The sequence below is a fragment of the Comamonas sp. 26 genome, assembly GCF_002754475.1.
Classification (GTDB): domain Bacteria; phylum Pseudomonadota; class Gammaproteobacteria; order Burkholderiales; family Burkholderiaceae_C; genus Comamonas.
The window spans coordinates 789,106-802,880 of the sequence record NZ_PEFL01000002.1; the positions used below are offsets into that span (position 1 = coordinate 789,106).

7 protein-coding genes, 2 tRNA genes and 5 rRNA genes are annotated in these 13,775 nt (G+C 53.2%); 1 reads left to right on the plus strand and 13 read right to left on the minus strand.

Annotated elements, in window-relative coordinates; all coding sequences use genetic code 11:
- Positions 1–7: 7 nt before the first annotated feature.
- From CLU84_RS18120 to CLU84_RS18145, 6 genes are all read right to left on the minus strand, one after another.
- Positions 8–1,192, minus strand: a complete 1,185-nt coding sequence (locus CLU84_RS18120; RefSeq protein ID WP_099739008.1) for an acetyl-CoA C-acyltransferase — start codon at positions 1,190–1,192, stop codon at positions 8–10.
- A gap of 41 nt (positions 1,193–1,233) precedes the next feature.
- On the minus strand, positions 1,234–3,081 hold the full coding sequence (gene aceK / locus CLU84_RS18125; RefSeq protein WP_099739010.1) for a bifunctional isocitrate dehydrogenase kinase/phosphatase: 1,848 nt from the start codon (positions 3,079–3,081) through the stop codon (positions 1,234–1,236).
- Positions 3,082–3,182: 101 nt separating this feature from the next.
- Complete coding sequence (gene can / locus CLU84_RS18130; RefSeq protein WP_099739012.1) at positions 3,183–3,845, minus strand: carbonate dehydratase; 663 nt, start codon at positions 3,843–3,845, stop codon at positions 3,183–3,185.
- Between the two features lie 53 nt (positions 3,846–3,898).
- Positions 3,899–5,086, minus strand: coding sequence for an isovaleryl-CoA dehydrogenase (locus CLU84_RS18135; protein WP_099739014.1), 1,188 nt, complete (start codon positions 5,084–5,086; stop codon positions 3,899–3,901).
- 47 nt (positions 5,087–5,133) lie between these two features.
- Positions 5,134–5,592 carry a PaaI family thioesterase gene (locus CLU84_RS18140; protein ID WP_099739016.1) on the minus strand — a complete coding sequence of 153 codons (459 nt, stop codon included), beginning with the start codon at positions 5,590–5,592 and terminating at the stop codon, positions 5,134–5,136.
- Positions 5,593–5,644: 52 nt separating this feature from the next.
- Positions 5,645–6,046, minus strand: coding sequence for a MerR family DNA-binding transcriptional regulator (locus tag CLU84_RS18145; protein WP_099739018.1), 402 nt, complete (start codon positions 6,044–6,046; stop codon positions 5,645–5,647).
- 120 nt (positions 6,047–6,166) lie between these two features.
- Between CLU84_RS18145 and CLU84_RS18150 the strand changes: the two genes are divergently transcribed.
- A complete protein-coding gene (locus CLU84_RS18150) occupies positions 6,167–7,252 on the plus strand; it encodes an MBL fold metallo-hydrolase (RefSeq protein ID WP_099739019.1) in 1,086 nt (361 codons plus the stop codon).
- A 184-nt stretch (positions 7,253–7,436) separates the two neighbouring features.
- Here the strand turns inward: CLU84_RS18150 and rrf (CLU84_RS18155) are convergent.
- The 7 genes from rrf (CLU84_RS18155) to CLU84_RS18185 all read right to left on the minus strand — a co-directional run.
- Positions 7,437–7,549 (minus strand): 5S ribosomal RNA (gene rrf / locus CLU84_RS18155).
- A 180-nt stretch (positions 7,550–7,729) separates the two neighbouring features.
- Positions 7,730–10,609: ribosomal RNA gene (locus CLU84_RS18160) — 23S ribosomal RNA — on the minus strand.
- Between the two features lie 418 nt (positions 10,610–11,027).
- Positions 11,028–11,103 (minus strand) — tRNA-Ala (locus CLU84_RS18165).
- Between the two features lie 29 nt (positions 11,104–11,132).
- Positions 11,133–11,209: transfer RNA gene (locus CLU84_RS18170), tRNA-Ile, on the minus strand.
- 100 nt (positions 11,210–11,309) lie between these two features.
- Positions 11,310–12,842: ribosomal RNA gene (locus CLU84_RS18175) — 16S ribosomal RNA — on the minus strand.
- A 352-nt stretch (positions 12,843–13,194) separates the two neighbouring features.
- Positions 13,195–13,307: ribosomal RNA gene (gene rrf / locus CLU84_RS18180) — 5S ribosomal RNA — on the minus strand.
- Between the two features lie 180 nt (positions 13,308–13,487).
- Positions 13,488–13,775, minus strand: a 23S ribosomal RNA gene (locus CLU84_RS18185); the annotation flags it as partial.

The window sequence follows — 13,775 nt, forward strand, 5'->3', positions numbered from 1 at the left end:
AACAGCGTCAGATCAGCTCAATCGCCATGGCCGTGGCTTCACCGCCACCAATGCACAACGTGGCCAGACCTTTTTTCTTGCCACGCGCCTGCAGCGCATGGATCAAGGTGACCAGAATACGCGCACCGCTGGCTCCAATGGGGTGACCCAGAGCGCAGGCTCCGCCATTGACGTTGACCTTGTCGTGCGGCACCTTCAAATCGGCCATCAATGCCATGGGCACGACGGCAAAAGCCTCGTTGATTTCCCACAGGTCCACATCAGCCACCGTCCAGCCGGCCTTCTTCAGCGCCTTCTCGGTGGCGCCCACAGGGGCCGTGGTGAACCACTCAGGTGCCTGCGCAAACGAGGCGTGAGAGACGATGCGCGCCAGCGGCTTGCAACCCAGTTGCTTGGCGGTGGATTCACGCATCAGCACCATGGCAGCCGCGCCGTCGTTGATGCTGGAACTGGAAGCGGCAGTGATGGTGCCGTCCTTCTTGAACGCTGGCTTGAGGCTGCTGATCTTTTCTGGCTTGGCCTTGGCCGGGCCTTCGTCAACGCTCACCGTCACATCGCCCTTGCGGGTTTTGACGGTGACAGGCGTGATTTCAGCAGCAAACGCACCGCTTTCTGTGGCCGCCTGAGCGCGCTGCACGCTGGCGATGGCAAAGGCGTCTTGTGCCTCGCGGGTAAAGCTGTATTTGGCAGCGCAGTCTTCGCCAAAAGTGCCCATGGAGCGACCCTCTTCATAGGCGTCTTCAAGACCGTCCAGCATCATGTGGTCGAAGATCTTGTCGTGACCCATGCGGTAGCCACCACGGCCTTTTTTCAGCAAATAGGGCGCGTTGGTCATGCTTTCCATGCCACCGGCAACCATCACGTCACGACTGCCAGCGATGAGCTGATCGTGCGCCAGAAGCGTTGCCTCCATGCCCGCGCCGCACATTTTGGAGAGCGTTACCGCCCCCGTGCTTTGCGGCAGGCCGCCTTTGAAGCCCGCCTGGCGCGCAGGCGCCTGACCTTGTCCAGCCATCAGGCAGTTGCCAAACAGCACTTCCTCTACCAGCTCGGGCTTGATGCCTGCGCGCTCGACAGCGGCCTTGATGGCCGCGCCACCCAGGTCATGGGCGGCCAGATCGGAAAAATCACCTTGAAACGCGCCCATGGGTGTGCGAGCGGCGCTGACGATTACTACGGGGTCTTGATGCACGGTTTGTCTCCTTCAAAAATGGACAGGTACGGTCTGCCTCTTCAGTTGAGGCTATTAGCGGAAATATTGACAGTGTTAGTGTCCAGCCCGGCATCGCCTTCATGCAGAAAGCGGCTGCGCTCATACGGGAACACATCGACAAAGTGACCATCGCGAATGCGGCTCTGGTGAGCGAGCCAGAAATCGCTCTCCAGCAAGTCAGCGTGATGACGTATGAAGATGTCACGCACGGCGGGGTGGCCCAGCAAAAACGGCCCAAAGGTTTCAGGAAACACATCCTTGGGCCCGACCGAATACCAGATGTCGCCAGACATTTCCTCTTCCTCATTGCGCGGCTCAGGCACATTGCGGAAGTTGCAGTCCGTCAGGTATTCAATCTCGTCGTAGTCGTAGAAAACCACCTTGCCACCACGCGTCACGCCAAAGTTCTTCCATAGCATGTCGCCCGGAAAAATATTGGTGGCGACCAGATCCTTGATGGCGTTGCCATACTCAAGAATGGCGCGCTCCATGGCGGCGCGGCGGGCCGGTTTGGTGTCAGACTCGGCCAGACACTCCATCAAAAACAGGTTCAGTGGCACCAGTCGCCGCTCAATGTAGAGGTGGCTGATGATGACTTCTTCCTGGCCATCACCATCGCGGTCACTGATCTCGATTTGATCAGGGGCCTGCGCCTGCAGCTCGGCCAGCAGTTCTTCACTGAAGCGGCTGCGCGGGAAGGAGACAAGGCTGTACTCCATGGTGTCTGCCATGCGGCCACCACGGTCATGCTGTTTGACCAGCTGGTACTTGGCCTTGACCTGCGCACGGGTCACATCTTTGCTGCTGGCGATGCGGTCTTTGATGAGCTTGAAGACGTAGGGGAAACTGGGCAGGTCAAAAACCAGCATGACTAGCCCTTTGATACCGGGCGCAATACGCAACTGATCACTGGAGTGGCGCAGATGGTGCAGAAAGTCGCGGTAGAACAGCGTCTTGCCCTGCTTGGCCAGCCCCAGCGCGTTGTAAATCTCGGCACGCGGCTTGCGCGGCATGAGACTGCGCAGAAAGCTAACATACGCACTGGGCACTTCCATATGCACCATGAAGTAAGCCCGGGCAAAGCTGAAAAGCGCATGCAGGTCATCTTCACCAAACAAGGCGGCGTGCAAGATGAGCTGGTCTTGATTGCCATGCAGAATGGGAATGGCCAGAGGCAGCTCCGTATAGCCGGTGATGATCTTACCCACCAGATACGCGCCCTTGTTGCGATAGAAAAGATTGGAGAGCAGCTGTATCTGGAAGTTGGCACGCAGCGTCAGCCCGGCCAGCTTTTCACGCACGCGCTCAGCCAGCAGATGCACATCTCGCGGCAAATCTTCAAAGGGACCAAGCAACTGCAACTGCTCTAACGCGGTTTGCAGCGCGCCTTCCAGTTGCTCAAGGTTGACTGGGTAATAGACCTGATAAGTCGGTACAGCACCCGGCACAGGGTTCTCTAAATACTCGGTACTGACCGCGGCACGCACGAAGATGAAGTCGTTCTGAAAGTGCGTGCGGTGCAGAATTTTGGTGGTGACGGAGTTAAAGAAAGTTTCGGCCAGATCAGGCTGCAGATGATCGACCATCAAGCCGATGTAATGCAGCTTGACTTGCTGCCATACCGCCATGGACTGCTGGCTGGTTGCGAATTCGCCCTCGAGTCTTTCAATGCAGGCGCGCACCTGCAGGCCATAAAGCTCTATTCGCTCTCGCTGGGCCTGCTGCTGACTCTGCCAGTCCATGGACTCAAAGCGCTGCTTGGCGTTGGCAGCCACCGCATTGAACATGCGGTAGTAGAGGTTGAAGCCATGCATGAGAGCCTGCGCAATGGCATAGGCCTCGGGGGCATCCAGTCGTTGCGGAAACATGGCGGGCCAGTCGCTCCAGTATCAATTAGGCAGTACAGCCAGGCTGGATGCGACCAAGGCTCACATCCAGCGCTGCAGCACTATTGCGCGCAGGGCAGCAATCAGGCGCGCTTGCGGGTTGCGACTTTTTCAATCGCCTGGTTATAGACTTCTTCCATGCCACCCACGTCAGGCACCGTCATTTCGAGGTTGGTAATGTGACCATTGTTAAGGCCATAACACCAACCGTGCAGCGTGACCTTCTGACCACGCGCCCAGGCATCCTGCATCACCGTTGATTGGGCCACATTGACCACCTGCTCAATAGCGTTCAGCTCGCACAGCGCATCGTGACGGAACTGGGTGGATATGCCTTCCAGCAGCTTGATGTGCTTGTCACGCACGTCACGCACGTGGCGAGTCCAGTTATCCACCAGACCCAGACGCAGGTTATTCAGTGCGGCATACACGCCGCCGCAGCCGTAATGGCCGACGACCATCAAGTGCTCAATCTTCAGGTGATCGACGGAGTATTGAATGGTTGACAGGCAATTCAGATCGCTGGGAACCACCACGTTGGCCACGTTACGGTGCACAAATACCTCGCCAGGCTCCAGACCTGTAATCTGGTTCGCTGGGACGCGGCTGTCAGAGCAACCGATCCACATGTACTTGGGCTTTTGCTGCGCCATCAGTCCGGTAAAGAAACCAGGACGATCACGCTCCATCTGGTCTGCCCATTCGCGGTTGTGGACAAACAATTCTTCGATGGAGGTCGTTGTCATGAAGCTATCCTTCTTTTTTTGGTGGTTGAAAGAATGGCGCAGCTCTTGCTTTTTCAGCAGGTTTCAGCAAACAATTCGCGCCCAATCAACATGCGGCGAATTTCGCTGGTGCCGGCACCAATCTCATAGAGTTTCGCATCTCGCCACAGTCGGCCGAGCGGATACTCGTTGATATACCCATTGCCACCATAGATTTGTACGCCCTCGCCAGCCATCCAGGTGGCCTTCTCGGCACACCAGAGAATGACGCTGGCGCAGTCTTTACGGACCTGACGGACATGGTCAGTTCCCAGAAGATCGAGATTTTTAGCGACCGTATAAGCAAAAGATCGGCCCGCTTGCAGCACGGTGTACATGTCTGCCACCTTGCCCTGGATGAGCTGAAACTCTCCAATACTCTGGCCAAATTGCTTGCGGTCATGGATGTAAGGAACCACGTTATCCATCACGCTTTGCATGATTCCCAGTGGTCCGCCTGTGAGCACGGCACGCTCGTAGTCCAGTCCGCTCATCAGCACCTTGGCCCCCATGTTCAGGCCGCCAAGGATGTTTTCAGCCGGCACCTCCACGTTCTGGAACACCAACTCACCTGTGTGGCTGCCACGCATACCCAGCTTGTCAAGCTTTTGCGCAACCGAAAAACCGGGCATGCCCTTCTCGATCAAAAAGGCCGTCACTCCGCGCGCGCCCATTTCAGGTTCACTCTTGGCGTAGACCACCAGCGTGTCTGCGTCGGGGCCATTGGTAATCCACATCTTGCTGCCATTGAGCAGGTAATAGCCGCCCTTGTCCTCAGCCTTGAGCTTCATGCTGATGACATCTGAGCCAGCACCCGGCTCGCTCATAGCCAGAGCGCCCACATGCTCGCCGCTGATCAGCTTAGGCAGGTACTTGGCTTTTTGCGCTTCAGTGCCGTTACGGTTGATCTGGTTCACACACAAATTGCTGTGCGCGCCATAGGACAGGCCCACGGAAGCACTGGCACGCGAAATTTCCTCCATCGCAACCATGTGGGCGAGATAGCCCATATTGGCGCCGCCATACTGCTCCGAGACGGTGATGCCCAGCACTCCCAGCTCACCAAACTTGCGCCATACATCCATGGGGAACTGGTCAGTACGATCAATTTCAGCCGCACGCGGCGCAATCTCGCTCTGCGCAAAGTCACGCACGGCATCGCGCAGTGCATCAATATCTTCACCGAGCTGAAAGTTCAGTCCTGGCAAATTGGCAAGGCTCATGGTTGTCTCCTGTAGGTATTAGTCTGGCTGGTCTCAGTTGTGAATCTCTAGTTATTGATGCCCTCACGATGCTGTACACACATCAAGGTGCAACTCATCGTGGCAATCAATTTTTCTTTTCCCTGATCAATGGCAAACGCTTTGCCCTCAGATACGGTGATCGTGCGCCCCGGCTTGATAACGCGGCCTTCCATGCGAAAGCGCTGGCCCTTGGCAGGTGCCAATAAATTGATTTTGAATTCGATCGTAAGCACCGCTGCATCGGCGGGCATCAGCGTCAGCCCTGCATAGCCGCAGGCTGAATCCAGCGCGGTGGACACCATGCCGGCGTGTAAAAAGCCATGTTGCTGGGTCAAGCCGGACGCCCAGTCCAGACAGATATCCACAGTGCCAGGCTCGATACGGGTCAGCTCGGCCCCAAGTGTGCCCATGGCTCCTTGGCAGGAAAAGCTTTCCCTCACCCGGCTAGCGAAGTCCAAAACCTCATCCGCACCCAAAGCTGACATTGGCAACTCCCAGCAGCAACGCTTTATCAATTTACGTTTACGTAAACGTCAATTATGCGGTATTTTTGCTCTCACTCTTCTTCAACAAGCTACGCGCCTCTTTCTCCTGCTCACGCACCTCTTCCAGCGTCACCTGCAGATCAGCCATCTGCCCTTCAAGCTGTTTGCGGTGCACAGCCAGCACATCCAGAAATTTGCGCAACTGCACGCCTGTATCGCGCGGGCTGTCATACATATCGATGATTTCCTTGGCCTCGGAAAGCGACAAGCCCAGTCGCTTCGCTCGCAAGGTCAGGCGCAGACGTGCGCGGTCTCGGGCCGAATACACACGATTACGCCCGCCAGTTCCAGAGCGTTCGGGCTGCAGCAAGCCCATATCCTCATAAAAACGAATCGCCCGCGTGGTGAGATCAAACTCTTTGGCAAGATCGCTGATGGTGTAACTGGTCAACATGATTCTGTCTGGGTGAAGTCTTGCATCACTCAGGCGACTGCAAAGAGTGGCCCGGTCCCTAAAATGCTTTTATAAAACTGACGTTTACGTTAACGTCAATGCTAAACGATATCCTGCACCATGAAATCAAGCCACGAATCCGCACTCCACTACCCTCTGGGTGACACCTTGCCAGGCCTCGCTGAAACCATCGAGGTAGCTCCCGGCATCAAATGGATTCGCATGTCCCTGCCGTTTGCGCTGGACCACATCAACCTGTGGCTACTACGTGATCGACAAGTCGACAAGCACGGCGAGATGCGCGAAGGTTGGACTGTTGTGGATTGCTGCGTCAACCGCAGCGAAGCACGTCAGCAATGGGAACAGATCTTTGCGACCCAGCTCGAAGGCTTACCCGTTCTTCGCATCATCGTCACACATATGCACCCAGACCATATCGGCTTGGCCGGATGGCTTAGCCGGCATTGGGATGCCCCCCTGTGGATAAGTGCTACTGATTACAACGTAGCCCGTGTCGCCATGAAAGACCAAGATGGCTTCGGCGGCGAATCCGGTGCGGATTTTTACAGCCTGCATGGGCAAAGAAACGAAGAATTTCTCCAGCATGTACGCACCCGCAGCAGCTATTACTCCTCGCTGGTTGCCCCCATTCCAAACACCTATCACCGCATCATGGATGGCTTGGACATCGATATCTGCGGTCGTAACTGGAAATGCATCGCAGGCTATGGCCACGCCCCCGAGCACATGGCCTTATTCTGCCCAGACCTCAACCTACTCATCAGCGGCGATATGGTGCTACCACGCATATCAGCCAACGTCAGCGTTCACTCCACCGAACCTGAAGCCAATCCGCTTCAACTTTTTCTCACATCACTGCAGCGCTACTTTGCACTGCCCATGGATACCTATGTACTGCCATCGCATGGCAAACCATTTACAGGTCTCCATCAACGAATTCAGCAGCTGCTAGATCACCATCAAGAACATCTGAACGACATCATGGAGGCCGCACAAACCCAGTCTCTCAGCGCCGCAGACATTTTGCCCATCCTCTTCAAACGCCAGCTAGACACACACCAGATGACATTTGCCATGGGCGAAGCTCTGGCCCACCTCCACTACCTGTGGTTCAGCAAACAGTTGGAGCGCAGAGTAGATCAGCAAGGTGTTCTTCGCTTCCAACTGCCCTCTACGGCTCAATAACTTCTTTATAAAAAGAGAGCGCTATGCGCTCTCTTTTTATGGGTTTGCAGGTTGTTAGGCTCTGGAGCCCAATCACAGCCAGCACAAGCTGCTCTGCTTTTTGATGACCCAGTCTTCAACGCTTTTGCATTCCGCAAATAAAAAACCCCGTAATCTTTCGATTACGGGGTTTTTCTCTGTAAGAGCCTGACGATGACCTACTTTCACACGGGAACCCGCACTATCATCGGCGCTAAGTCGTTTCACGGTCCTGTTCGGGATGGGAAGGAGTGGTACCAACTTGCTATGGTCATCAGGCATAAACTTTTTGTCAGATTGATCGCTCTTCGATTAACTTCTTAATCAAAGCTCACTTTCAATCCAACGAATTCATAGAGTCTCGATCAGCTTATTCGATTGCGCCTTTTTGGCATAACTTGAATGATCACTTGCATGATTCATTCTGTCTTTTCATTTCTGAGCTAAACCCAAAGTTATAGGGTCAAGCCGCTCGGGCAATTAGTACTGGTTAGCTTAACGCATTACTGCGCTTCCACACCCAGCCTATCAACGTCGTGGTCTACAACGACCCTTCAGGGGGCTCAAGGCCCCGGCAGATCTCATCTTGAAACGAGTTTCCCGCTTAGATGCTTTCAGCGGTTATCTCTTCCACACTTAGCTACCCTGCGATGCCACTGGCGTGACAACAGGTACACCAGAGGTGTGTCCACTCCGGTCCTCTCGTACTAGGAGCAGGCTTCCTCAAATCTGCAGCGCCCACGGAAGATAGGGACCAAACTGTCTCACGACGTTTTAAACCCAGCTCACGTACCTCTTTAAATGGCGAACAGCCATACCCTTGGGACCGACTACAGCCCCAGGATGAGATGAGCCGACATCGAGGTGCCAAACACCGCCGTCGATATGAACTCTTGGGCGGTATCAGCCTGTTATCCCCAGAGTACCTTTTATCCGTTGAGCGATGGCCCTTCCATACAGAACCACCGGATCACTATGTCCTGCTTTCGCATCTGCTCGACTTGTCAGTCTCGCAGTTAAGCACGCTTATGCCATTGCACTATCGTCACGATGTCCGACCGTAACTAGCGTACCTTCGAACTCCTCCGTTACGCTTTGGGAGGAGACCGCCCCAGTCAAACTGCCTACCATGCACTGTCCCCGATCCAGATAATGGACCAAGGTTAGAACCTCAAACGCACCAGGGTGGTATTTCAACGTTGGCTCCATGTGATCTAGCGACCACACTTCAAAGCCTCCCACCTATCCTACACAGATCCGTTCAAAGTCCAATACAAAGCTACAGTAAAGGTTCATGGGGTCTTTCCGTCTTTCCGCGGGGAGATTGCATCATCACAAACATTTCAACTTCGCTGAGTCTCAGGAGGAGACAGTGTGGCCATCGTTACGCCATTCGTGCAGGTCGGAACTTACCCGACAAGGAATTTCGCTACCTTAGGACCGTTATAGTTACGGCCGCCGTTTACTGGGACTTCAATCAAGAGCTTGCACCCCATCATTTAATCTTCCAGCACCGGGCAGGCGTCACACCCTATACGTCCACTTTCGTGTTTGCAGAGTGCTGTGTTTTTATTAAACAGTCGCAGCCACCAATTTTTTGCAACCCCTTTTAGCTCCGTTTGTTCAACTTCACTGACTTGGGGTACACCTTCTCCCGAAGTTACGGTGTTAATTTGCCGAGTTCCTTCTCCTGAGTTCTCTCAAGCGCCTTAGAATACTCATCTCGCGCACCAGTGTCGGTTTGCGGTACGGTCGTCAATAGCTGAAGCTTAGTGGCTTTTCCTGGAAGCAGGGTATCACTCACTTCGTCTGCAAGCAGACTCGTTATCACCCCTCATCTTAGCCCGGCGGATTTGCCTACCAGGCATGACTACAGGCTTGAACCAACATATCCAACAGTTGGCTGAGCTAACCTTCTCCGTCCCCACATCGCACTATTGATCGGTACAGGAATATTGACCTGTTTCCCATCAGCTACGCATCTCTGCCTCGCCTTAGGGGCCGACTCACCCTACGCCGATGAACGTTGCGTAGGAAACCTTGCGCTTACGGCGAGGGGGCTTTTCACCCCCTTTAACGCTACTCATGTCAGCATTCGCACTTCTGATACCTCCAGCATCCGTCTCCAGACACCTTCACAGGCTTACAGAACGCTCTCCTACCACGTGCCATAAATGACACATCCGCAGCTTCGGTAACTGGCTTAGCCCCGTTACATCTTCCGCGCAGGACGACTCGATCAGTGAGCTATTACGCTTTCTTTAAATGATGGCTGCTTCTAAGCCAACATCCTGACTGTTTTAGCCTTCCCACTTCGTTTCCCACTTAGCCAATTTTAGGGACCTTAGCTGGCGGTCTGGGTTGTTTCCCTCTTGAGTCCGGACGTTAGCACCCGGTGCTCTGTCTCCCAAGCTGTACTCGTCGGTATTCGGAGTTTGCATAGGTTTGGTAAGTCGCCATGACCCCCTAGCCTAAACAGTGCTCTACCCCCGACGGTAATACTTGAGGCACTACCTAAATAGTTTTCGGAGAGAACCAGCTATTTCCAAGTTTGTTTAGCCTTTCACCCCTATCCACAGCTCATCCCCTAATTTTGCAACATTAGTGGGTTCGGACCTCCAGTACCTGTTACGGCACCTTCATCCTGGCCATGGATAGATCACTTGGTTTCGGGTCTACACCCAGCGACTGATCGCCCTATTCGGACTCGATTTCTCTGCGCCTCCCCTATTCGGTTAAGCTTGCCACTGAATGTAAGTCGCTGACCCATTATACAAAAGGTACGCCGTCACCCCTTACGAGGCTCCGACTTTTTGTAAGCATACGGTTTCAGGATCTATTTCACTCCCCTCCCGGGGTTCTTTTCGCCTTTCCCTCACGGTACTGGTTCACTATCGGTCGATGATGAGTATTTAGCCTTAGAGGATGGTCCCCCTATATTCAGACAGGGTTTCTCGTGCCCCGCCCTACTTGTCTGCAGCCTAGTACCACCGATCGGTTTTCACATACGGGACTATCACCCACTATGGTTGGCCTTTCCATGCCATTTTGTTAACCGGTCGACTATCACTGCAAGGCTCTTCCGAATTCGCTCGCCACTACTATCGGAATCTCGGTTGATGTCTTTTCCTCTGGGTACTTAGATGTTTCAGTTCTCCAGGTTCGCTTCGCATGACTATGTATTCATCATGCGATACCTCTTGCGAGGTGGGTTCCCCCATTCAGAAATCTCCGGATCAAAGCTTATTTGCCAGCTCCCCGAAGCTTATCGCAGGCTATCACGTCTTTCGTCGCCTATCATCGCCAAGGCATCCACCATATGCTCTTAGTCACTTGACCCTATAACTTTGACGTCTCTTGCGAAACACAAAGCTCTAGATTTCAAAGACTGGTGAGGTCTTGCACCTCACGCGTTATGCCGTAATGTGAATATCTTTGGCTGTATCTTTCGATACAGCTTAGAGAATATTCGTCATTACTAAATATCTTTGCTTTCGCAAAATATTTGTTTTGACGCAATCAAAAAGTTGCTGATGGCACGGTGCACAAACCTTGGTTTGCGCTTTCCACCAGCAACGCTGATTTCGACTCTATGAATTTTTAAAGAACAGCCTATTGATCAAAGATCAATATAAAAGCAGTCTGCTTCAGACTGCTTTTATATTGAATTTCTGTTTTCTTGCTTCTCAACCTCATGCCTTGCAACATCTGCTGAGCCAACGATTATAGCACCTTCAGGCGCTATCATTTTTAAACTTGGTGGAGGATGACGGGATCGAACCGACGACCCCCTGCTTGCAAAGCAGGTGCTCTCCCAGCTGAGCTAATCCCCCAGGATCCTCTTGCACTGGCATTGGAATCTTGGTGGGTCTAGTTGGGCTCGAACCAACGACCCCTGCGTTATCAACACAGTGCTCTAACCAGCTGAGCTACAGACCCATTCCTCAACACAACAAGCAAGTTTCCTTGCCTATCAAGCTTTGGCTTGTTCCAACAACCGATAAGTGTGGACGTTCAATTTAAAGCAGCATTTTTCCAGAAAGGAGGTGATCCAGCCGCACCTTCCGATACGGCTACCTTGTTACGACTTCACCCCAGTCACGAACCCCGCCGTGGTAAGCGCCCTCCTTGCGGTTAGGCTACCTACTTCTGGCGAGACCCGCTCCCATGGTGTGACGGGCGGTGTGTACAAGACCCGGGAACGTATTCACCGTGACATTCTGATCCACGATTACTAGCGATTCCGACTTCACGCAGTCGAGTTGCAGACTGCGATCCGGACTACGACTGGCTTTATGGGATTAGCTCCCCCTCGCGGGTTGGCAACCCTTTGTACCAGCCATTGTATGACGTGTGTAGCCCCACCTATAAGGGCCATGAGGACTTGACGTCATCCCCACCTTCCTCCGGTTTGTCACCGGCAGTCCCATTAGAGTGCTCAACTGAATGTAGCAACTAATGGCAAGGGTTGCGCTCGTTGCGGGACTTAACCCAACATCTCACGACACGAGCTGACGACAGCCATGCAGCACCTGTGTTACGGTTCTCTTTCGAGCACGAAACCATCTCTGGTAACTTCCGTACATGTCAAAGGTGGGTAAGGTTTTTCGCGTTGCATCGAATTAAACCACATCATCCACCGCTTGTGCGGGTCCCCGTCAATTCCTTTGAGTTTCAACCTTGCGGCCGTACTCCCCAGGCGGTCAACTTCACGCGTTAGCTTCGTTACTGAGTCAGTTAAGACCCAACAACCAGTTGACATCGTTTAGGGCGTGGACTACCAGGGTATCTAATCCTGTTTGCTCCCCACGCTTTCGTGCATGAGCGTCAGTACAGGTCCAGGGGATTGCCTTCGCCATCGGTGTTCCTCCGCATATCTACGCATTTCACTGCTACACGCGGAATTCCATCCCCCTCTACCGTACTCTAGCCATGCAGTCACAAAGGCCGTTCCCAGGTTGAGCCCGGGGATTTCACCTCTGTCTTACATAACCGCCTGCGCACGCTTTACGCCCAGTAATTCCGATTAACGCTTGCACCCTACGTATTACCGCGGCTGCTGGCACGTAGTTAGCCGGTGCTTATTCTTACGGTACCGTCATGACTCCGGGATATTAGCCCAGAGCTTTTCGTTCCGTACAAAAGCAGTTTACAACCCGAGGGCCTTCATCCTGCACGCGGCATTGCTGGATCAGGCTTTCGCCCATTGTCCAAAATTCCCCACTGCTGCCTCCCGTAGGAGTCTGGACCGTGTCTCAGTTCCAGTGTGGCTGGTCGTCCTCTCAGACCAGCTACAGATCGTTGGCTTGGTGAGCCTTTACCCCACCAACTACCTAATCTGCCATCAGCCGCTCTAGTAGCACAAGGTCTTGCGATCCCCTGCTTTCATCCGTAGATCTCATGCGGTATTAGCTACTCTTTCGAGTAGTTATCCCCCACTACTAGGCACGTTCCGATGTATTACTCACCCGTTCGCCACTCGTCAGCATCCGAAGACCTGTTACCGTTCGACTTGCATGTGTAAAGCATGCCGCCAGCGTTCAATCTGAGCCAGGATCAAACTCTATAGTTCGATCTTGAATTTAAAGTCTTTCGACTGCTCACTCACTTGACGGAATCAAGAAGAATAAATTCTTCAATAATTACTGTTTTTGTGAGCGCTTGATACTCCGAAGAGTTTTGTTCCGAAGAACTGGCTGCTTGCCATCAAACGCCCACGCTTATCGGCTGTATTTTTTTAAGGAACCGAGAACTCAAAACCGGCAGAACCACTTTTGAATTTCGTTGCTTGCTGTGATCAGCGAAGCCTTAGATTTTAGCACTGTTTTGCAGCACTTTAAAAACGTTTTTGCGTTTTCTTCTCACCCCTCTTTCGAAGAGAGAGAAGAAAACGCCTGGCGTGAGCCAGGCGTTTTGGCGTAAGAGCCTGACGATGACCTACTTTCACACGGGAACCCGCACTATCATCGGCGCTAAGTCGTTTCACGGTCCTGTTCGGGATGGGAAGGAGTGGTACCAACTTGCTATGGTCATCAGGCATAAACTTTTTGTCAGATTGATCGCTCTTCGATTAACTTCTTAATCAAAGCTCACTTTCAATCCAACGAATTCATAGAGTCTCGATCAGCTTATTCGATTGCGCCTTTTTGGCATAACTTGAATGATCACTTGCATGATTCATTCTGTCTTTTCATTTCTGAGCTAAACCCAAAGTTATAGGGTCAAGCCGCTCGGGCAATTAGTACTGGTTAGCTTAACGCATTACTGCGCTTCCACACCCAGCCTATCAACGTCGTGGTCTACAACGACCCTTCAGGGGGCTCAAGGCCCCGGCAGATCTCATCTTGAAACGAGTTTCCCGCTTAGATGCTTTCAGCGGTTATCTCTTCCACACTTAGCTACCCTGCGATGCCACTGGCGTGACAACAGGTACACCAGAGGTGTGTCCACTCCGGTCCTCTCGTACTAGGAGCAGGCTTCCTCAAATCTGCAGCGCCCACGGAAG